Here is an 18,294-nt window from a genome sequence, read left to right on the forward strand (position 1 = left end):
AAATATAAATCCTGATAGCAATATGATTGAAAATTAATAACTTTTCGTTAAGCAGTTTTGGGTGTGAGTTGCAAGAGGGGAGACTACTGAATTACTCAAGTTTTATAATCGAGGGGAAAATGGTGATGGTGTCCATAGCAAAACGCCCTCAACCATAAAGATCGAGGGCGCTTAAGATGTCAAAAACCCGCTATCCGTTAAAAAGCAATGCTCAACTAAGGTCAGTGACATTGCGCTATAAAGCGAATTTTTAGAATTTGGCTCCTCTGACTGGACTCGAACCAGTGACATACGGATTAACAGTCCGCCGTTCTACCGACTGAACTACAGAGGAATCGTGTGAACAGGGCGCATGTTACTTAGCGGTACCTTGTCTGTCAACACTAAATTTCATAAGTCATTTCAATTGGTTAATTAATCTGCAAAGTTGTTAATTAATGAACATTCGTCGCCGAAAACGAGTCTGTATCATTAGCGTGATGCAGTCTCTGCAAAGGATCTTGTTGATAAAATTGGCAGAAACGTTGCCACAATGAAGGGAAACGAGGAGCAAAAAGTTCTGGGGCGCTAAAGAAATATTCAGAAAGTACAGCAAAACACTCAGCAGGATCACTGGCAGCATAAGCATCAATGCTCGCCGCATTCTCGCCAACCAATTCGATCTCTTCCTGAATGTTGTTCATTGCAGCATGAAGATCGTGTTCCCAGCCAGCAACCTCACGCAACGGAATAAAGGGAACTCCGCTGGCGCGATCGCCATTACGGGTGTCCAGCTTATGAGCGACTTCATGAATAATCAGGTTAAAACCAGAAGCATCAAACGAATCTTGTATATCCAACCAGTTCAAAACGATTGGCCCTTGCTGCCAGCTCTGACCTGACTGAACAATACGTTGGTTATGCACTAAACCGATATCGTCTTCCCACTCATCATCGACTACAAATGGCGCAGGGTAAATTAAGACTTCATGAAAACCATCCAGCCATTCTAGCCCTAACTCCAGAACGGGCAGGCAAAATAGAAGGGCTATCCGGCAGCTTCTTAATGAATCCAGCTCAAAGCCCTGTAAGGGAACAAGCCGTTTTTGCTGTAAAAAACGTTCGGCAAGAGTGACTAATTTGCTTTGTTCCTGTTCCGTCAGACACGTTAAAAGGGGAATCGATAGTGCTTCCTGCCAGGGAAGGGCAGTTTGATGTGCTGATTCTTGTACTTTCCAGGGCCACTTAATCATCGTTTTGCTCGCAAACTCGTCACTTGAACAAAATTGCACGGACAGGGACTGTTAAAATGCCAAATTTCCTGGCATCATGGCAACCATCTGAACGGAGAGATGCCGGAGCGGCTGAACGGACCGGTCTCGAAAACCGGAGTGGGGGCAACTCCACCGGGGGTTCAAATCCCCCTCTCTCCGCCAAAATTCAATCAATTACACATCATTAAGTCAGTGACAAAAATCACACTTGGAATTACTTGGAATATTTTCTTGGAATATTTTCAGGTAACGGGACATCAAGTGTTGGTGAAACTTTAACCTTCCTGTCATAGATTAGCACTTGCCCTTCGGTTTTGTGACCAGAGAAAAGTTGCTTATCCCGGCTGCTTCCTTCATAGTCTGAAATTCCTTTCGCCTTCAGATCATGAAAGGTGAAGTCGGTTAAAATACCTGAAATTTTGCCTGCGCGATTTCTTGCTTCTACCCACATTTCGTTAAAGCCTTTGTACATATATCGGTTGCCGTATTGATTGCTGATTACATAGGCGGATGTTGGTAACTGTTTTGCTTTTTCGATCGCCGCCTGTAATCGTGGACTCCATGCTTTTATCTGTTTTTTCCCTGTTTTCCCTTGCTGGATAAAGATCCCGTCGTTTCCAATCTGCTCCCATTTCAGCGATAACACATCGGAAACCCTCGCTGCACACAGATAGGCAATTTCCATTGCGATAAAAACAGGAAGAGGTGCAACGCTTAATACTGCCTGGTATTCTTTGTCGGTTACATATCGTTCGCGGTTTTTGGCCTTGAATTTACTTACACCTGCACATGGGTTAGCCTTCACGTATCCTCGCTCATACCCCCAACTGTAAACGCGGGACATACTGCTTTTTTCATGGTTGGCTTGCGTTTTACTCTGTTCCCCTCTCTTGTCCATGTATCGACGGATGTGTTCTGGTTTTATGGAATCTGCCGGCACCTTACCGAATACGGCAAGCAACTTTTTTTGATGTTGCAGATAATCTTTTTGTGTTCTTGGACTGAGGTCACTGTAACAGGCGCTGGCGAGGAATTTTTCCCACAAGCGACCGAATGTCATTGCACGATCGCGATTATTTACAGTTTCCTCATACTTTTTCCATAAAGCAGCTAAACCATCCTTGATGGCGGTTAGTGTTACAGATTCTCTGGATGTTGGTTTCCATACATAACTATATTTATTTGGGTATACATTTGGAGGTAATTTTTCGTGTTCAGGATTTTTCCTTCGTCTTCCCATCAGATCGCACCAAAATTCGGCTCTACCTCGCGTGGTGGTAAAGTTTTATTGCAGGTAAATAGATCCCGGCTGACAATCGGTTTGCCACTACGATTGGTATAGAACGGAAGCCCGTTTTCCATTAACCATTTTCGCTGGTGACTTGCATATTTGCAGCCCGTTAATATTAGCAATTCATCTTCGGTTAAAAATAAGCTGCTCATAGCTATATCTCATAACCGCCGCTAACTATATACGGTTAGCGGCAATTAGGGTTGAACATTAAAAATCAGCCTGACTCGGGATCAGTTTTTGCCAGATAACTGAAACGTATTTTGCCTGGTAACGGGCGTCATCAAGTGCATTATGGCGCTCACCTTCGAATGGAATAGCCGTTCTGGCATCGAAGTCTATGGATTTCCCCAGCTCAACGATTGTGCGTACATCGCGATCGTTGTAGTAACGCCACGGGCAGGGGATCCCCTGCCGTTCGTATGAACGGCGCAAAATCGTGTTGTCGAAGTTGGCTCCATTTCCCCAGACCTGAACAAAAAATTCACCGGAGTTTTCGTCGATAAATTCCCGCAATTGTAACAGTGCATCATCTAACGGGATTTCATCGGTCATAATGGCAGATTGCGCTTCGCGTGATTGCTTAAGCCACCATTTAATGGTGTCCCGATCAATGACTCCGCCAGCAGTTTCCAGATCGATAGTCTTACTAAATTCAGGTCCCATATCTCCGGTTTGCGGATCGAAAAATATTGCACCTATTGAGATGATCGGGGCATCAGGATTTTTTCCCATGGTTTCAAGGTCGATCATTAGATGGTCACACGTCCTGCTGGTGGATGTGATTTCGTGATGACCGTTCACCTTAATTGAGTGATCTGCCGTCTCGCCAGTTTCATTATCGCTATCGTGATGCTGATTGCCGCCAGTGTTCTCCTTGTGTGGATGTTCAGCGCCTTCCATTTCCTCCGGATCATCTTCCTGAACTTCAACCTGATACTCTTCATCGAATGTTTCCTGGTATGTTGCGTCGCCCATCACCGCGCCACAATCAGGGCAGTTGCCGCCGCCGGTCTGACCGCAGGCGGTGCAGACTTTTTCCACTTCCTGTTGCGCCACTGGTTCAGGCTGTTTCGTTTCTGGCTCGTTTTGTAACGCATTTGGACTGTTTTGTTCCGCTTTTTGGTCGTTCCGTTCCGATTCATGCTGGTTCTGGTTCACAGAATCGCTAGTCTGGATCCCTTTAACCCATTTCGGATCATTCGGGTCACTAATCCCTTCAACAAATTCACCACGTGATGCAGCAAGCAACTTATCGGCGTCAGGCTGGCTGATATTGGCTGCCTGCATAATTTTGTTTACTTCGTCAGCGGTAACTTTTATCGGCTCTGGTTGTTCTGAATCTTCAGCGGTATCTACATTTTGCGGTAAGCCCGTGTATGTGCCATTTTTTCGGGCAAAATATTCTTCTTTTGTGATTTCAGTGGCGCCAGCAGCCAGTGCCTTATCCAGACCAGAAAGTTTGTTTGCGCGACCGTATTTTTCTCCGTCCTTATCTGCGAAGAGGAAATAGAACGGCCCCTCACGCTCTACAGATGGTTCAGCTTCCGGCGCGGTTTCATTTTTTGGGATATCAGATACCTCAGTTTCCACTGCATCAGTTTGTGTTTCTGATGACTGGAGAACATCAACAGTGACCAGGTCTGTTTCTTCATTCTCAAACACGCCCTTTGTCGTCAGGTATTCGCAGATATATTTGTTCAGTGCTACGGGATCTTTGTGAATGTCGATCGGACGCTCACGGACAAGGCCAAAAATAGTTTGGCGGTCGTAGCGAAGGGCATCAGGCTGTTTGCGCATTGATGCCGAGATACGCTTCCAGTCTTCGCGGTCGTTGTCGATAACTTCATTTTTTGCCCAGCGATGGATGCTGCCGTCAATGTTTCCGGCATCCACATCACCAGGCCAGAGAGCGTAGGCCAGTTCGTCATCCAGTGTTTTCCATGTCTGCTTGTATTCGCGATGAATGGCAGCAATGACCGGGCTGATTTTTCCTGTTGAATTTTCAGTGTACTGTTGATTGACTCTGGCGCGGGCGAGATCAACAACAGACGTGTATTTTCCGGTTTCCTTGCGTTCACCTTCGCGACGTTTTTTCCAGATGCGCATCTCTGCCTGAATTTCGGGCCATTTAGCACCAGGAATACATTTATGCTTAACCCACCCAATGGCGTGCAACTTAAGCTCCGGATACATGGCGTTAACTTCTGGCATTTTCATCAACGCTTCAACGATATGTCCGTCGAATGTTGCCATGCCTTCCTGCAACAATTCCTGTGCGCTAATAACCATATCAACGGTGATGTTTTCACATGTGTCGAACTTAACCATGACAGCGTTCTGTACTTCAGGGGCCAGCTTGTCAAAAGTGACGTTCATCGGATCGGATTCAGTCTCAACCGGGACAAAAGAAGCAGACTCCTCATCCCAGCGGTTTTCCTGCATATATTCAGCATCCCATGAATCGAGGGCAGGGCGGGGTATGCCAGGTTTATCCTCGCAGACAATAAATTTATAAGCGCAGTCCTGAGCAGCCGGATAATGTTCCAGGAACTGCCAGTGAAATTTTGCTCGAGCACGGCGTTCGTCGCCAGCTTCAATGGCTGTGGCTACAGCCACAGCGCCTTCTTCCCTTGTTGCCAGTTCGTCAGGAATAGCGGCGCAAATAAAGACTTTACTCATTTTGTTTTAACCTCATGACAGATTTAAGGATGAACAAATCCCTGCCATTGCTGGCATATAAGAATGAAACCGGATATTTATTACGGAACTGTTTTAAAGACCTTCCGGGATTTCGATATTATCCTGGTGAATAACTTTATCGACCGGGTAACAGTTACCGGGAATTTTCTGTTCGGTTGCTGCAGTCATACACTCCTGCATTGTCCTGTGAACACTGACTGCAATATCAACTGGCTCTCCGGAAACAAGAAAAACTGTCAGAACAAGCGCAAATGCTGAATTTATTGTGCACATCCTTTTGGCATCAGACGTAAACGAGCCAGCATTGAAACAATGCATATTTTATTTAATAGCTCCCGTTCTTGTTTTCTCTTGTTAATGGCATCTTCAGTAAATACAGGGTTACTGATAGTGACACCAATTTCAAAACAACCTTCAGACGTATTAACGTTTGGTAATAACGTTTTCATTATCGCGTCCTCAACAATGAATTTTGTGATGCAGTGCCTGGTGCCTCCAGGTGGCGTTAACCAGTTAACAATTAACGCCGGATACAGAGAATCCATCCATAACACTGTTTTTGGTTTTAACTGTTCCGCGTGCGCTTAGCCGCATTCACCGCATCACAAAATTCACTTTAAAAACGGAGGCAGAGCAGTCACGGAGTAAAACTGATACCGCCAAACGTCACCAGAAAATTGATAACAGAGGGCGTTGCAGCGGGGTTGTCACTTAAGCGTATGGTCAACCTGACAACTCGGTGTCCTCAACGGGGAAGGAATAACCCCGCCATACTTACCGCCGCGCCATTTCGCGGGTTGCCACAACCGGAAGCGCACGGTCGACGAAAATTTAACGACAGGCTATCTATGAACCAGCTACCTCGCCGTGCGCTTTCGCGTTATGCCCTGACTTTTCAGGGATATATCCTTTCAGTAAACTGCCGGTGCCGGATGCTCACCCGTGTCCGGCGCACGCACTCCACCTCACCCGTGGAGAACTCCTTAATTACCAACCTTAGCTTCGTTGGTTAGCTATTAACGCGGGTATGTAATCATTCTGGCAATGCTTAATGCCGCTGCTTTTTCCAGCTTGGTGATATCCTGCTCCAGAGCGGACAGATTTTCAGCCTGCTTAGCCCTGGCTTCATTGGCCCATTTCAGATCCTGCGCTGCATTAATTTTCTGGCGCATCCACTCATAAAGTTCATCATCGGTATAGTCTGGCGCGATGATGACGGGTTCTCGTTTCTGCATACTGGTTCCTCGCGGTGCTGTTTCGCTTATCAGCCGTTAGATTTTGCCAAACTGGAAAGCGCCTGTTTAAACTCACTGAAGCTGAGAGCTTCTTCGCCTTCGGCAAGGCCTTCGAAGTATTCTTCGTAAGCCTTTTCCATAATTGTGTCGAAATCCATATCACTCACCTGAGTTTCTTTCCAGCCATCGACGGGCACCATTTTTGGTTTTAAACGTTTTGCTTTTGGTATACGTCATCGCGGTGAATGTGCCGTCCTGGTTGGGAAACACGCCGTATACCAGAGATTCGTTGTTGCCAAGATCGATAGTATCCATGCTGACCTCATTTCCCCTTAACGCCGGGGTAGCGGAACTGTTTGCTGAGAACACCGTGCGGTGTCTTGATGTAAGTAAGATTAGCTATAACTAACAGAATGGTCAAGTATTTTGTTTGTTATGACTAACGTTTTTGGCAACCCAAAAGATAACGCATTGATTGCGTTATCTTTTATTTGTTCGTTGACGGGCTTTTAATAACTCTTCAAAGAGTTTGTTGAAATTTTTTACTCGGGCGCGCATCTCGGTGAGTTGAGCATCCTGTTCTGATTCAGGCAATGCATTAAAAAGCTCAAGGAGCTCATGTTCTTTGGGGGATAGAGCAACTGGCTCCTCAATAGGTGGTGATGGCTGCTTGTCTTCATCGCCAAATAGAATCCATGTTGGCGAGCACTGCAGTACGTTGCTGAGGGCAAAAAGATTCTTCCCTGTAGGTTCGCTATCATCCCGTTCCCATTGTGAAACCGATACATGAGAAATTTTCAGGGCTTTAGCAAGAGACCTTTGGGTGTATTTGAGGTTTTTTCGGCGATATCTAATGCGTTCGCCAATGGTTAAATTTTTTGTATCCATAGTTAGCTAATGCTAAATCTTATTGACTATGTTTTTGTTAACATCTATTTTGTTAGTCATGACTAACAATTAGGTGCTTTAAATGCTTAAAACTGACGCACTTTTGTATTTCGGTTCAAAAACAAAACTTGCACAAGCTGCTGGTATTCGTTTGGCTTCGCTTTATAGCTGGAAAGGGGAGCTAGTTCCTGAAGGTCGCGCGATGCGCCTGCAAGAGGCATCCGGCGGGGAACTTCAGTACGACCCCAAAGTTTATGACGAATATCGTAAGGCAAAGCGGGCGGGGCGGTTGAACAATGAAAATCACCCCTGAACAGGTTTGTGAGGCTCTGGATGCCTGGGTATGCCGACCAGGAATGACACAGGAGCAGGCGACGATATTAATCACGGAAGCATTCTGGGCTCTGAAAGAACGCCCGAACATCGATGTTCAACGCGTCACGTTTAATGATGGCGAGGTTGATCAACGGGCGCTGGGCGTTAACCGGGTGAAGATATTCGAACGCTGGAAAGCTATCGACACCAGGGATAAGCGTGAAAAATTCACGGCACTGATTCCGGCAATTATGGAGGCTATCCGGATCAGTGATTTCAGGTTGTATTGTGAAATTACTGACGGAAAAAGCATTACGTACATGATCGCCGGGTTAAACAAAGAATATGGTGATGTGGTGGAGTCCGGGCTGCTTTTTGCGGATCCAGCTGTTGTGGAACGTGAGACTGACGAGCTTATAGAAAAAGCTATTGCTTTCAAGCATGCGTATCGTCAGCAATACCAATATTACTTTGCAGATAAACAAATATCTGTCTGGGGTTCGTATGAGTATCGATGCACTACGATGGGCTAAAAAGGTGAAAACCGGCAGTTCATCCAGTAAGTCAGTATTAACCTGGCTTGCTGATATGTGCGGTGCCGATTTGTGTGCATACCCGTCTGTATCTGCACTGGCAGAAGTAACGGAACTGAACAAAAAGACTGTGCAGGACAGCTTACGACACCTGATGGAGATTGGGTTAATTGTTGATACCGGTGAGAGAAAAGGCCGAACAAAGCAGATCGTAGTGTACCGACTTATCGGTGTTGAAGAAAGTGTTACCGAGGCTGAATACACCCAAAAACGGGAGTCTTTAAAGGTGGGTAAAATTGGTACTGTTAATAAAAACAGTACCGAAAATGGCTATGTTTCAGCACAAAACAGACCCAAAAACGGAACTCTTAGCTGCATGGAAAATAACCAAAGACACCCAAATTTTCCATCAAAGACACCCAAAAATGGATCACGGAACCCAAAGGAACCCAAAGATCTAAACCCCACACATAACACACGCGAGAGTGCTCCGACCAGTGAGCAGGAAGTTTTGTCGTTACAGGCAGCACCCCCTGTATTCCTGGATGGCCTGAGCGAACCCATCGGAAAATTTCCGATGACCGATAGCTGGTATCCGTCACGGGATTTTCGACGACGGGCTGCGTTGTGGGGGATGGCTTTGCCGGAGACAGAATTTACACCTGCTGAACTTGCCGCCTTCCGGGACTACTGGACAGCGGAGGGGAAAGTGTTTACGCAGATTCAGTGGGAGCAGAAATTCGCCCGTCACGTAAATCACGTCAGGGCGCAGGTTAAACCAGTCAGCAAGGGGGTAAACCATGCAGCAGCACCAGGTGGCACCGCATCACGGGCAGTTCAGGAAATTCGGGCAGCACGTGAGCAGTGGGAACGTGAAAACGGATTTATCAGCGACGGAAACGGCCTGGAAGCTGTGGGAGCTCATGGGGGAGGTTTATTCGAACCGCTGGACCCAGAAGAATGGGGCCGCACCTTCGAAGCTCTGGATTGCACAGATTGGCGCGATGACTGAGCAGCAAATCCGACAGGTCTGCCGCCAGTGCATGGACCGCTGCCGGGCGGGTGAAACATGGCCTCCGGACCTGGCTGAGTTTGTGGCGTTGATTTCAGAAAGTGGGGCTAACCCATTTGGTCTGACGGTGGATGCTGTGATGGAGGAGTACCGCCTCTGGCGCAATGAATCCTGGCAATACGACGGAAGTGATAAGTACCCGTGGTCTCAGCCTGTGCTGTATCACATTTGCCTCGAGATGCGTTCAAAGGGGATTGAGCGCCAGATGACCGAAGGGGAATTAAAACGGCTTGCAGAACGGCAGCTGACGAAATGGGCAAAGCATGTTAGTAACGGCCTGAGTGTTCCGCCTGTCCGGCGACAACTGGCAGCACCCAAACGTCCTGCGGGACCAACGCCAATTGAGTTGCTGAAACAGGAATATGAACGCCGGAAAGCGGCTGGGTTTGTCTGATTTGAGAAGTAATTTTTACCGTGAGGAAATTTATGGAGACTGTTTTTGACGCACTGAAAGCGATGGGAAAAGCCACGTCGGTAGAGCTGGCTGCGCGACTTGATATCAGTCGTGAAGAAGTGCTGAACGAGCTGTGGGAACTCAAAAGAAATGGCGTCGTTGATAAAACTGGTCACACCTGGTTTCTGGCTGGCGAAGGTGAATCCGGGGTAACCGAAGAGCAGGCAGCGCAATCTGAAGCATCGGATGCGCTAACCAGGGAAGTCGAACGAAAAGTTACCGCTGATATGATAATTGAGTTTATCGGTCAGGAGGGAGCTAAAACGTGTGAGGAACTGGCGGGTAGTTCAGTGTCAGCACTCGCAAGGTTGCTTCCACGCTGGCGGTAGCAACCGCAACGGGGCGGCTGGCACGCGTAAACCAGAACGGTAAATTTCGCTACTGCATGCCGGGTGATAGTTTACCAGCAGAGCCGAAAGCTGCATCGGTAACGGAAACTGATGGTAAAGCCTTTCCTCAGCCAGCCGGTGTTGCGTTACCAGTACAGAAAGCGGCAACACAGGAAGATATTAAAACAGAAACTGTGGCTGATATTGTGCAATCGTTGCCATCGTTTACTGAAACGCGAGCGGATGACCTGGTTTTACCATCGCTGCATATGGCAAACCGCGAATTGCGTCGGGCGAAAAATCATGTTCAGAAGTGGGAGAGAGTCTGCGCCTTGCTGAGGGAGCTGAACAAGCACCGGGATATTGTTCGACAGATTACTGATTCTTCCCGCCGTGTTGTATCGGAAAAGTGATTGCCGGAGGCGCTTATGGCAAAAGTATTTACACAAGAAGAGCGAGAAAAAATTAAAGGGCAGGTTGTTGAACTAGTACGCCGGAGTGGGCGCGAGACGTTACGGCAACTGGAAGCCAAGACAGGTGCGACAAGATATCTGATGAGCGTTCTCGCCAGAGAGCTGGTTGCCAGTGGCGATGTATACAACTCTGGTTACGGGTTATTCTCGTCTGAACAGGCTCGTAAGGACTGGCAAAATGCCCGCAAAAAACTCACTAGGGCAAGGGCGAAGAAACCCGCTGTGGTTGATCCGGGCCTTATCTGGTCATTAGATGACGGAGAAATACGTCGCTACGACAGGCGTCATAATATAATTTGTAATGAGTGCCGTAACAGTGAAGTGATGCAGAGAGTTTTGATATTTTACACAGGAGTAATGATGGAGCAGTGAAAACAATATGAAATCTTTAGCTTCTGGTATTGTAACAGATGGGAAAAGTGTAGATATATGGAAATTGCATAGCAATAATTCGCAGCATGGATGCTATTCGTATGTTGATAAAGTGGTCCCAGTATGCGAGTGTAAGAGTTGAACCAGTTCCAACTAAGAAATTGGGGGGATAATATAGAAGGTGGCTAAGTGAATGTGGTTATGATTATCTGAAAAACAAATGGAATATTTTAATGGGTCTAAGAACACAGCAATGCACAAATTAGGGGTTATCTTTTACTGTGCTTATTAATATGCTCAATGACCCATTAGGATTGGTGTCAGTTATGTTAGCCAGAGTGATAAAGTGATTATATCTCTGCTGTTATATGCTGAAATGAATAATACTATTCCAGAGTGCAGCAGCGAAAGTCTCCTGATGATTGAGTTCTGGAAATTGTACGACAGAAAAATTACTATATTTTTCTGCTAAAATATTTTTCAAAACAGATTCTGCTTTAATGGCTTCAGGATATAAAGATGTGGAGTAATCAAGGCTAAGATCTCCGCTAAGTAAGCATATACTTTTAGTATGCTTTGATTCTGGCATGTCATTTTTTATGATCTTGATGATTCTTTCATCCTGCCATAGAAGTGATGGTGCTGAGATATAATAATAGTTAAAACATGAATTGTTTTTTAAACAATCAAGAACAAAAATAGCACCTAGTGAGTGTCCCCATATACCGAGTTTTGAGGATGTCGGAACAATGGTGCTGACCCAGGGCATGATCTGAGTTAGCAATAATTCTCGGAAACTCTGACTTCCTCCACCAGTGAAGTAGATCCATGCTGGTTTGGAGTTATCAATAATAGCATTTTCACCACCAGGAGTGTAATCGTAAGCACGGCGGTGAATATTAAGCTTATCCCAAGATTCGTAACTCAGTGTAACTAACACTGGTGGATTGGGTAGTGCATCAATAACAGGAAGAATATCAGAAATGTTATTGTTGGCGCTATTTCCATCAAGTATATAAAGAGTTGTATTATTTTTTTTAATGTTTTTTGGAGTAAAAACGCATATTTTATATTTTGTGTCATAGTTAATTGAGTTAAATATGCGTGTTTGACAATGAATGTCCATGTGTTTAGTCATACGTTCTCCCCATGAGCATTAAAGGATTATTAAGATATACTATGTCACTGATGAACAATTTGTTGTATGAATCTAGGTTTTTTATCTACCTCCATTATGATTTAATCGCTGATATATGTTATCAGCAAAGGTACATCGTTACTGTTTTACTTGTCAATACATTTGATATTGATTCTCGTTCGCATCGTTTGTTCAGGGATTTGAAGACAGATAACTGCTATGTCAATGAACCAACCCACAGTCCAACGTACTTCAGCAAAATATGGCGTCGGGATATAGCACCCTGATATTCACCACGGCAAACACACGCCGAGAGTGTGTTTTTATCGTCGTATGTACGTGCACATCTGAATAATGGCAGGCGAATGTGATAGCCGAAAAGCTCACCGTGCGGTGATCCGGTAGTTTCACCCTGTACGTCTCATAACCCGATGATTGAGACCTTAAGCAAAACAATAACAAGGGAGCGTCATTATGACCACTCAAACTGATTTCATATTGGTGATGTAATGGGAAGTTAAGTAGAATGGCTGCGGGTGCTTGAGGCTATCTGCCTCGGGCATGAACACCAACGGCAGATAGAGAAAAGCCCCAGTTAACATCACGCGTCCGGCAAGACGCTTAACATTAATCTGAGGCTCAATCCATACTGAACACATGTAGGTTAGCCTCTTACGTGCCGAAAGGCAAGGAGAAGCAGGCTATGAAGCAGCAAAAGGCGATGTTAATCGCCCTGATCGTCATCTGTTTAACCATCATAGTGACGGCACTGGTAACGAGGAAAGACCTCTGCGAGGTGCGAATCCGAACCGGCCAGACGGAGGTCGCTGTCTTCACAGCTTACGAACCTGAGGAGTAAGAGACCAGGCGGGGGAGAAATCCCTCGCCACCTCTGATGTGTCAGGCATCCTCAACGCACCCGCACTTAACCCGCTTCGGCGGGTTTTTGTTTTTATTTTCAACGCGTTTGAAGTTCTTGACGGTGCCGGAATAGAATCAAAAATACTTAAGTAGCGCGCAGGGATAAGAGGGATGGTCCCTTAACGGGGAGAGCTAATTATCCGGAAGGATTCTGATGATGAACATCGAAGAACTGCGTAAAATTTTTTGTGAAGATGGCCTCTATGCTGTGTGCGTTGAAAATGGAAACATTGTTAGTCATTACCGCATTCTGTGTTTGCGAAAGAATGGGGCTGCGTTAATTAATTTTGTGGATGCTCGGGTCACGGACGGATTTATCTTGCGCGAAGGTGAGTTTGTCACTTCATTACAGGCATTGAAAGAGATCGGAATAAAAGCTGGCTTTTCTGCTTTTTCAGAAGAATAAACTCATCTACAATCTTGCGCGGGGCTGAACTCCCGCTGAGTAACACCGTGCCACCGGAGAAAACCGATGGCACGCAACGCAAAATATTACAATTCTGATAATTCGCCCGTTCTTGCCTGCACGCACGGGCGGTATTCTCACGCATTCAAGTCTGAATGGTTCCAGCACCCTCCATGCACTGCAGAGCAGGCCGAATGGCTTATTCATTCTTACCGCAGGCGCGGGTTCGAGGTTAAGAAAGCTCTCAGTCTCGACTATCGGCACTGGATAATCTCTGTCAGGCTGCCTTATTCCGAACGCCCACCACGTGCGTCCCGCACTTTCCAGCAACGGATCTGGAGGTAACGTGCGGGTATTACTTAGACCTGTTCTGGTGCCTGAGCTTGGGCTGGTGGTCCTTAAGCCGGGCCGTGAATCCATACAGATATTTCACAATCCTCGAGTGCTGGTGGAGCCGGAACCGAAAAGCATGTGCGGCCTGCCATCCGGAGTCGTCCCTGCCGTTCACCAGCCGCTGGCGGAGGATAAATCATTACTGCCATTTTTCAGCGATGAGCGGGTGATTCGTGCTGCTGGCGGCGCTGGGGCACTGTCTGACTGGCTGTTGCGTCATGTCAAATCCTGCCAGTGGCCTCATGGTGACTATCATCACAGTGAAATCGTCATACATCGTTACGGTACCGGCGCGATGGTGTTGTGCTGGCACTGCGACAACCAGCTGCGTGACCAGACATCCGAATTACTCGGGCAACTTGCTCATCAAAACCTGTCAGCATGGATGATTGACGTCATACGCCATGCAATGAATGGCACGCAGGAGAGGGAGTTATCGCTGGCTGAATTATCCTGGTGGGCGGTCTGCAATCAAGTGGCGGACGCGCTTCCGGAGGCAGTATTACGTCGTTCTCTGGGGTTACGTGTGGAAAAAATCCGCGCGGTGTACCGCGAAAGCGACATCGTACCGGGAGAGCAGACCGCCACCAGCATACTGAAGCAGCGCACAAAAAATCTTGCGCCGTTGCCTCACTCCCACCAGCAACAGAACCCACCACTGGAAAAGACGGTGGTATGCATCACCGTTGATCCGGAGTCTCCGGAATCTTTCATGAGGCGACCTAAACGTCGCCGTTGGGTAAATGAGAAATATACGCGCTGGGTGAAGACACAGCCGTGTGCGTGTTGTGGTCAACCAGCCAACGATCCCCATCACCTGATTGGTCACGGTCAGGGAGGGATGGGAACAAAGGCCCACGATATTTTCACGTTACCGTTGTGCCGGGAACATCACAACGAACTTCATGCGGATCCGCTGGCGTTCGAAGAAAAGCATGGTTCTCAGGTTGATTTAATTTTTCGTTTTCTTGATCACGCCTTTGCAATCGGCGTGCTTGGGTAAAAGAGGTTACTGATGCGTATAGAGTTTGTTTTGCCTTATCCGCCGACGGTGAATACTTACTGGCGACGTCGTGGCAACACATATTTTGTATCAAAAGTCGGTGAGCGTTATCGCCGTGATGTGGCGCTAATTGTTCGCCAGCAGCGGCTGAAATTAAACCTGTCCGGAAGGCTGGCGATAAAGATTATTGCAGAGCCACCGGATAAGCGCCGTCGTGACCTGGACAATATCCTGAAAGCACCACTGGATGCGCTGACGCATGCCGGACTTCTCATAGACGACGAGCAGTTTGATGAAATCAATATTGTACGCGGTCAGCTCGTTCCCGGTGGGCGGCTGGGGATAAAAATAACAGAACTGGAGTGCGCATGAATAACCAGTATTTACAGTTTGTGCGTGAGCAGCTCATTATCGCCACCGCCGATTTGAGTGGGGCAACAAAAGGTCAGCTTGAAGCCTGGCAGGAGAATGCCATGTTCGATACAGGGCGTTACAGGCGAAAAAAAATCCGGTACCGCGATGAAGTGACTGGAAAAATGATAACGCGGGATAATCCACCAATCCCGGGAAAGCAATCGCTGGCGAAGGGGACGTCAATTCCTCTGGTAAGTCCGGTTGAGTTTTCGACATCATCATGGCGGCGGGCTGTTATGTCTCTTGAAGAACATCATAAAGCCTGGCTGTTGTGGTGCTACGGCGGAAATATTTGCTGGGAGCACCATATCGCGATAACACAGTGGGCGTGGAATGAATTTAATACTCAATCCGGTACCAGAAAAATTGCAGGGAAAACGCAGGAACGCCTGAAAAAATTAATCTGGCTGGCGGCGCAGGCAGTAAAAGCAGAACTTTTTGGTGGGGAAGGTTATGAATACCAGGATCTGGCATTACTGGCGGGAGTGACAACTAAAAACTGGTCCAAAACATTTACTCGTCACTGGGTTGCAATGAAACACATTTTTCAACGACTGGATAGTGAGGCTTTATTGTTTGTAATGAGAACACGTTCAAAACAAAAGGCGGCATTTTCAAAGCAAAGTGTTGCAAAAGTAGATTGAAAGGCATATATTTCATGCAAATCTGATATTTTGCCGATTTTGTACGTGATGGCAAAAGCAAACAAAACCCGCCCACAAGCGGGTTTTTTTTGTGCCACTTATCTCGGATAGACATGGTGAATGCGCTGGTGGAGGAAGTAAGGGTGATTTTTAACCAGGTGATTCTTGAATGCTTGCAACATTGATTTCGTAACGTTATTATCCTGCGCCCGGCCCTTTAGCTCAGTGGTGAGAGCGAGCGACTCATAATCGCCAGGTCGCTGGTTCAAATCCAGCAAGGGCCACCAACCGCCACCAGTTCATCAGGAAAGAGCGTCAACCCTTTAAGTTGAGTGTGCGAGGTTCGAGTCCCCGGTGGCGGTCCAGTGCCGATTTAGCTCAGTAGGTAGAGCAACTGACTTGTAATCAGTAGGTCACCAGTTCGATTCCGGTAGTCGGCACCATATGCGGGCATCGTATAATGGCTATTACCTCAGCCTTCCAAGCTGATGATGCGGGTTCGATTCCCGCTACCCGCTCCAGTTAGAGTCTTTCAGTCTGCGATGATGGGAAATCCCGGAGTGACTGAAAGACGTTTAAGTTATGAATGATCGCTTTTTTTTGCAAAATTGCTGTGCAGAAATACTAACCTTCGGGCAGGCGATCATTCATAAGCACTCTGCTTTTATTCCGATTAACTGTGGGTGGTTTGTTGGATAGAGTGCTTTCCTTACTGTATATATCGTTTCGCCCGCTTTTGCGTTTTTTTCTTTTCAAATCCCTTTCATTTCTCAGTGTAAAACTACGCCATCCGTTATTTGCGGAGGTGAGGCTATGAAATCCATGGACAAAATTTCAACGGGCATTGCCTACGGCACCTCCGCAGGCAGTGCTGGCTACTGGTTTTTACAGTGGCTTGATCAGGTCAGTCCGTCACAGTGGGCTGCGATTGGTGTACTGGGGAGTCTGGTTCTGGGCTTCCTGACTTATCTGACAAATCTGTACTTCAAAATCAGAGAAGACAAGCGTAAGGCTGCACGGGGAGAGTAATTCAATGACTCAAAACTATGAACTGATTGTGAAAGGGATCCGCAATTTTGAGAATAAAGTTACGGTAACTTTAGCGTTACGGGACAAAAAACGCTTTGACGGTGAAATTTTTGACCTGGACATCTCGCTGGACCGTGTTGAAGGTGCCGCGCTGGAGTTTTATGAGGCAGCAGCCAGAAGGAGCATCAGACAGGTCTTCCTGGATGTTGCTGCCGGGTTATGTGAAGGGGACGAGCTGTTGCCAGAAACGCGCCCCTGTTCAGAGGCGCGGTATACCATAAAAATTAACAGTTCTGATAACTCGATTACAGGTTGTTAGCTTTTTGCAGTTGGATTTCCAGTATCTTTCATTGGTAGCATCCTGATAAATATCCATGAGCGCAAAAATCAAATACGGCCTGTCAGCTGCTGTTCTGGCGCTGATTGCTGCAGGCGCGTCTGCTCCTCAAATACTTGACCAGTTTCTGGATGAAAAAGAGGGTAACCACACTACGGCATACCGCGATGGTTCCGGTATATGGACAATCTGTCGTGGTGCCACAATGGTGGATGGTAAGCCCGTCATACCGGGAATGAAGCTGTCGAAGGAAAAATGCGACCAGGTTAACGCTATTGAACGTGATAAGGCGCTGGCATGGGTGGAGCGCAATATTAAAGTACCACTGACCGAACCACAGAAAGCGGGTATAGCGTCATTCTGTCCCTATAACATTGGCCCCGGTAAGTGTTTCCCGTCGACGTTTTATAAGCGGCTGAATGCCGGTGATCGTAAGGGCGCATGCGAGGCGATTCGCTGGTGGATAAAAGATGGTGGGCGCGATTGCCGCATACGTTCAAATAACTGCTATGGACAGGTTATTCGTCGTGACCAGGAAAGCGCATTAGCCTGTTGGGGGATAGATCAGTGAGCAGAGTCGCAGCGATTATTTATACTCTGGTTATCTGCATCATCGTCTGCCTGTCATGGGCTGTTAATCATTACCGTGATAACGCCATGACCTACAAAGAACAGCGCGACAAAGCCACATCCATCATCGCTGACATGCAGAAGCGTCAACGTGACGTAGCAGAACTCGATGCCAGATATACAAAGGAGCTTGCTGATGCTAACGCGACTATCGAAAGTCTCCGTGATGATGTTTCTGCTGGGCGTAAGCGGCTGCAAGTCGCCGCCTCCTGTGCAAAGTCAAAGACCGGAGCCAGCAGCATGGGCGATGGAGAAAGCCCAGGACTTACAGCAGATGCTGAACTCAATTATTACCGTCTCCGAAGTGGAATCGACAGGATAACCGCGCAGGTTAACTACCTGCAGGAGTACATCAGGACGCAATGCCTGAAATAATTTTTTTTGCAAATCACAAAGTCCATTTAATGAGCCTCGCGATGCGGGGCTTTTTTGCAATAAATGCGTACCGCAACGCATGTTTT

25 protein-coding genes, 5 tRNA genes and 2 pseudogenes are annotated in these 18,294 nt (G+C 46.9%); 20 read left to right on the top strand and 12 right to left on the bottom strand.

The window, feature by feature from the left end:
- Window positions 1–258: 258 nt before the first annotated feature.
- Window positions 259–334: transfer RNA gene (locus tag AABJ99_RS09530), tRNA-Asn, on the bottom strand.
- Between the two features lie 100 nt (window positions 335–434).
- Window positions 435–1,232 (bottom strand): DgsA anti-repressor MtfA, encoded by a 798-nt coding sequence (gene mtfA / locus AABJ99_RS09535; protein WP_001302302.1) that lies wholly within the window; start codon window positions 1,230–1,232, stop codon window positions 435–437.
- A 93-nt stretch (window positions 1,233–1,325) separates the two neighbouring features.
- Between mtfA and AABJ99_RS09540 the strand changes: the two genes are divergently transcribed.
- Window positions 1,326–1,415: transfer RNA gene (locus tag AABJ99_RS09540), tRNA-Ser, on the top strand.
- Window positions 1,416–1,442: 27 nt separating this feature from the next.
- Here AABJ99_RS09540 and AABJ99_RS09545 read toward each other — a convergent pair.
- The 9 genes and pseudogenes from AABJ99_RS09545 to dicA all read right to left on the bottom strand — a co-directional run bounded on the left by AABJ99_RS09545 (window position 1,443) and on the right by dicA (window position 7,370).
- Window positions 1,443–2,493: pseudogene (locus tag AABJ99_RS09545) on the bottom strand (tyrosine-type recombinase/integrase).
- Entirely contained in the window at window positions 2,493–2,696 is a 204-nt protein-coding gene (locus AABJ99_RS09550) for a DUF4224 domain-containing protein (protein ID WP_000096344.1), read from the bottom strand. The pseudogene AABJ99_RS09545 and the gene AABJ99_RS09550 overlap by 1 nt, the downstream one beginning before the upstream one ends.
- A 58-nt stretch (window positions 2,697–2,754) precedes the next feature.
- On the bottom strand, window positions 2,755–5,226 hold the full coding sequence (locus AABJ99_RS09555; protein WP_338387543.1) for an exonuclease: 2,472 nt from the start codon (window positions 5,224–5,226) through the stop codon (window positions 2,755–2,757).
- 93 nt (window positions 5,227–5,319) lie between these two features.
- A complete protein-coding gene (ydfD, locus tag AABJ99_RS09560) occupies window positions 5,320–5,511 on the bottom strand; it encodes a lysis protein YdfD (RefSeq protein WP_338387570.1) in 192 nt (63 codons plus the stop codon).
- On the bottom strand, window positions 5,508–5,696 hold the full coding sequence (gene dicB, locus AABJ99_RS09565) for a cell division inhibition protein DicB (RefSeq protein WP_000854559.1): 189 nt from the start codon (window positions 5,694–5,696) through the stop codon (window positions 5,508–5,510). Before dicB ends, ydfD begins: the two co-directional genes overlap by 4 nt.
- 567 nt (window positions 5,697–6,263) lie before the next feature.
- Window positions 6,264–6,482: a protein YdfC gene (gene ydfC / locus AABJ99_RS09570; RefSeq protein WP_094284572.1), complete on the bottom strand. Its 219-nt coding sequence runs from the start codon at window positions 6,480–6,482 to the stop codon at window positions 6,264–6,266.
- Window positions 6,483–6,511: 29 nt separating this feature from the next.
- Window positions 6,512–6,640: a protein YdfB gene (gene ydfB, locus AABJ99_RS09575; protein ID WP_021573425.1), complete on the bottom strand. Its 129-nt coding sequence runs from the start codon at window positions 6,638–6,640 to the stop codon at window positions 6,512–6,514.
- Between the two features lies 1 nt (window position 6,641).
- Complete coding sequence (ydfA, locus tag AABJ99_RS09580) at window positions 6,642–6,797, bottom strand: DUF1391 family protein (protein ID WP_328103328.1); 156 nt, start codon at window positions 6,795–6,797, stop codon at window positions 6,642–6,644.
- Window positions 6,798–6,962: 165 nt separating this feature from the next.
- Window positions 6,963–7,370: a helix-turn-helix domain-containing protein gene (gene dicA / locus AABJ99_RS09585; RefSeq protein ID WP_001585633.1), complete on the bottom strand. Its 408-nt coding sequence runs from the start codon at window positions 7,368–7,370 to the stop codon at window positions 6,963–6,965.
- A gap of 82 nt (window positions 7,371–7,452) precedes the next feature.
- Here dicA and dicC point away from each other — a divergent pair, with 82 nt between their 5' ends.
- The 6 genes and pseudogenes from dicC to AABJ99_RS09615 all read left to right on the top strand — a co-directional run bounded on the left by dicC (window position 7,453) and on the right by AABJ99_RS09615 (window position 10,918).
- On the top strand, window positions 7,453–7,683 hold the full coding sequence (dicC, locus tag AABJ99_RS09590; protein ID WP_000920571.1) for a dicB transcriptional regulator DicC: 231 nt from the start codon (window positions 7,453–7,455) through the stop codon (window positions 7,681–7,683).
- Complete coding sequence (locus AABJ99_RS09595; protein ID WP_328103327.1) at window positions 7,667–8,218, top strand: toxin YdaT family protein; 552 nt, start codon at window positions 7,667–7,669, stop codon at window positions 8,216–8,218. The genes dicC and AABJ99_RS09595 overlap by 17 nt, the downstream gene beginning before the upstream one ends.
- A complete protein-coding gene (locus tag AABJ99_RS09600) occupies window positions 8,190–9,230 on the top strand; it encodes a DnaT-like ssDNA-binding domain-containing protein (protein WP_136758899.1) in 1,041 nt (346 codons plus the stop codon). Before AABJ99_RS09595 ends, AABJ99_RS09600 begins: the two co-directional genes overlap by 29 nt.
- Window positions 9,223–9,684 (top strand): replication protein P, encoded by a 462-nt coding sequence (locus AABJ99_RS09605; protein WP_235767641.1) that lies wholly within the window; start codon window positions 9,223–9,225, stop codon window positions 9,682–9,684. Before AABJ99_RS09600 ends, AABJ99_RS09605 begins: the two co-directional genes overlap by 8 nt.
- A gap of 32 nt (window positions 9,685–9,716) precedes the next feature.
- Window positions 9,717–10,486: pseudogene (locus AABJ99_RS09610) on the top strand (DUF1627 domain-containing protein).
- A 15-nt stretch (window positions 10,487–10,501) separates the two neighbouring features.
- Window positions 10,502–10,918 (top strand): DUF977 family protein, encoded by a 417-nt coding sequence (locus AABJ99_RS09615; RefSeq protein WP_097308367.1) that lies wholly within the window; start codon window positions 10,502–10,504, stop codon window positions 10,916–10,918.
- A 364-nt stretch (window positions 10,919–11,282) separates the two neighbouring features.
- Here the strand turns inward: AABJ99_RS09615 and AABJ99_RS09620 are convergent, their stop codons facing one another.
- Window positions 11,283–12,056, bottom strand: coding sequence for an alpha/beta hydrolase (locus tag AABJ99_RS09620; RefSeq protein WP_097308368.1), 774 nt, complete (start codon window positions 12,054–12,056; stop codon window positions 11,283–11,285).
- 703 nt (window positions 12,057–12,759) lie between these two features.
- Between AABJ99_RS09620 and hokD the strand changes: the two genes are divergently transcribed.
- The 13 genes from hokD (at window position 12,760) to AABJ99_RS09685 (ending at window position 18,208) form a co-directional block, all read left to right on the top strand.
- Entirely contained in the window at window positions 12,760–12,915 is a 156-nt protein-coding gene (gene hokD, locus AABJ99_RS09625) for a type I toxin-antitoxin system toxin HokD (protein ID WP_168796021.1), read from the top strand.
- A gap of 216 nt (window positions 12,916–13,131) precedes the next feature.
- Window positions 13,132–13,383 carry a protein Rem gene (gene rem, locus AABJ99_RS09630; RefSeq protein WP_000980984.1) on the top strand — a complete coding sequence of 84 codons (252 nt, stop codon included), beginning with the start codon at window positions 13,132–13,134 and terminating at the stop codon, window positions 13,381–13,383.
- 66 nt (window positions 13,384–13,449) lie between these two features.
- Window positions 13,450–13,728 carry a hypothetical protein gene (locus AABJ99_RS09635; RefSeq protein WP_012304870.1) on the top strand — a complete coding sequence of 93 codons (279 nt, stop codon included), beginning with the start codon at window positions 13,450–13,452 and terminating at the stop codon, window positions 13,726–13,728.
- Between the two features lies 1 nt (window position 13,729).
- Window positions 13,730–14,779 (top strand): DUF968 domain-containing protein, encoded by a 1,050-nt coding sequence (locus AABJ99_RS09640; RefSeq protein WP_328103417.1) that lies wholly within the window; start codon window positions 13,730–13,732, stop codon window positions 14,777–14,779.
- A gap of 12 nt (window positions 14,780–14,791) precedes the next feature.
- Complete coding sequence (locus AABJ99_RS09645) at window positions 14,792–15,151, top strand: RusA family crossover junction endodeoxyribonuclease (RefSeq protein WP_063102584.1); 360 nt, start codon at window positions 14,792–14,794, stop codon at window positions 15,149–15,151.
- On the top strand, window positions 15,148–15,837 hold the full coding sequence (locus tag AABJ99_RS09650) for a bacteriophage antitermination protein Q (protein WP_176264476.1): 690 nt from the start codon (window positions 15,148–15,150) through the stop codon (window positions 15,835–15,837). Before AABJ99_RS09645 ends, AABJ99_RS09650 begins: the two co-directional genes overlap by 4 nt.
- Before the next feature lie 211 nt (window positions 15,838–16,048).
- Window positions 16,049–16,124 (top strand) — tRNA-Ile (locus AABJ99_RS09655).
- 80 nt (window positions 16,125–16,204) lie between these two features.
- Window positions 16,205–16,280, top strand: a tRNA-Thr gene (locus tag AABJ99_RS09660).
- A gap of 3 nt (window positions 16,281–16,283) precedes the next feature.
- Window positions 16,284–16,358, top strand: a tRNA-Gly gene (locus AABJ99_RS09665).
- 292 nt (window positions 16,359–16,650) lie between these two features.
- Complete coding sequence (locus tag AABJ99_RS09670) at window positions 16,651–16,866, top strand: class II holin family protein (protein ID WP_000839572.1); 216 nt, start codon at window positions 16,651–16,653, stop codon at window positions 16,864–16,866.
- Window positions 16,867–16,870: 4 nt separating this feature from the next.
- On the top strand, window positions 16,871–17,185 hold the full coding sequence (locus AABJ99_RS09675) for a YdfR family protein (RefSeq protein WP_000193273.1): 315 nt from the start codon (window positions 16,871–16,873) through the stop codon (window positions 17,183–17,185).
- Window positions 17,186–17,240: 55 nt separating this feature from the next.
- Complete coding sequence (gene rrrQ / locus AABJ99_RS09680) at window positions 17,241–17,774, top strand: lysozyme (protein ID WP_001274714.1); 534 nt, start codon at window positions 17,241–17,243, stop codon at window positions 17,772–17,774.
- Window positions 17,771–18,208, top strand: a complete 438-nt coding sequence (locus tag AABJ99_RS09685) for a lysis protein (RefSeq protein WP_338387544.1) — start codon at window positions 17,771–17,773, stop codon at window positions 18,206–18,208. Before rrrQ ends, AABJ99_RS09685 begins: the two co-directional genes overlap by 4 nt.
- Window positions 18,209–18,294 lie beyond the last annotated feature (86 nt).

The sequence above is a fragment of the Escherichia coli genome, from assembly GCF_036503815.1.
GTDB lineage: Bacteria > Pseudomonadota > Gammaproteobacteria > Enterobacterales > Enterobacteriaceae > Escherichia > Escherichia coli_F.

Excerpts from the sequence above, each read along its gene's own strand:
- mtfA (WP_001302302.1), bottom strand. The coding sequence starts at position 1,232 with ATGATTAAGTGGCCCTGGAAAGTACAAGAATCAGCACATCAAACTGCC.
- AABJ99_RS09550 (WP_000096344.1), bottom strand. The coding sequence starts at position 2,696 with ATGAGCAGCTTATTTTTAACCGAAGATGAATTGCTAATATTAACGGGC.
- AABJ99_RS09555 (WP_338387543.1), bottom strand. The coding sequence starts at position 5,226 with ATGAGTAAAGTCTTTATTTGCGCCGCTATTCCTGACGAACTGGCAACA.
- dicB (WP_000854559.1), bottom strand. The coding sequence starts at position 5,696 with ATGAAAACGTTATTACCAAACGTTAATACGTCTGAAGGTTGTTTTGAA.
- ydfC (WP_094284572.1), bottom strand. The coding sequence starts at position 6,482 with ATGCAGAAACGAGAACCCGTCATCATCGCGCCAGACTATACCGATGAT.
- ydfB (WP_021573425.1), bottom strand. The coding sequence starts at position 6,640 with ATGGATTTCGACACAATTATGGAAAAGGCTTACGAAGAATACTTCGAA.
- ydfA (WP_328103328.1), bottom strand. The coding sequence starts at position 6,797 with ATGGATACTATCGATCTTGGCAACAACGAATCTCTGGTATACGGCGTG.
- dicA (WP_001585633.1), bottom strand. The coding sequence starts at position 7,370 with ATGGATACAAAAAATTTAACCATTGGCGAACGCATTAGATATCGCCGA.
- dicC (WP_000920571.1), top strand. The coding sequence starts at position 7,453 with ATGCTTAAAACTGACGCACTTTTGTATTTCGGTTCAAAAACAAAACTT.
- AABJ99_RS09595 (WP_328103327.1), top strand. The coding sequence starts at position 7,667 with ATGAAAATCACCCCTGAACAGGTTTGTGAGGCTCTGGATGCCTGGGTA.
- AABJ99_RS09600 (WP_136758899.1), top strand. The coding sequence starts at position 8,190 with ATGAGTATCGATGCACTACGATGGGCTAAAAAGGTGAAAACCGGCAGT.
- AABJ99_RS09605 (WP_235767641.1), top strand. The coding sequence starts at position 9,223 with ATGACTGAGCAGCAAATCCGACAGGTCTGCCGCCAGTGCATGGACCGC.
- AABJ99_RS09615 (WP_097308367.1), top strand. The coding sequence starts at position 10,502 with ATGGCAAAAGTATTTACACAAGAAGAGCGAGAAAAAATTAAAGGGCAG.
- AABJ99_RS09620 (WP_097308368.1), bottom strand. The coding sequence starts at position 12,056 with ATGACTAAACACATGGACATTCATTGTCAAACACGCATATTTAACTCA.
- hokD (WP_168796021.1), top strand. The coding sequence starts at position 12,760 with ATGAAGCAGCAAAAGGCGATGTTAATCGCCCTGATCGTCATCTGTTTA.
- rem (WP_000980984.1), top strand. The coding sequence starts at position 13,132 with ATGATGAACATCGAAGAACTGCGTAAAATTTTTTGTGAAGATGGCCTC.
- AABJ99_RS09635 (WP_012304870.1), top strand. The coding sequence starts at position 13,450 with ATGGCACGCAACGCAAAATATTACAATTCTGATAATTCGCCCGTTCTT.
- AABJ99_RS09645 (WP_063102584.1), top strand. The coding sequence starts at position 14,792 with ATGCGTATAGAGTTTGTTTTGCCTTATCCGCCGACGGTGAATACTTAC.
- AABJ99_RS09650 (WP_176264476.1), top strand. The coding sequence starts at position 15,148 with ATGAATAACCAGTATTTACAGTTTGTGCGTGAGCAGCTCATTATCGCC.
- AABJ99_RS09670 (WP_000839572.1), top strand. The coding sequence starts at position 16,651 with ATGAAATCCATGGACAAAATTTCAACGGGCATTGCCTACGGCACCTCC.
- AABJ99_RS09675 (WP_000193273.1), top strand. The coding sequence starts at position 16,871 with ATGACTCAAAACTATGAACTGATTGTGAAAGGGATCCGCAATTTTGAG.
- rrrQ (WP_001274714.1), top strand. The coding sequence starts at position 17,241 with ATGAGCGCAAAAATCAAATACGGCCTGTCAGCTGCTGTTCTGGCGCTG.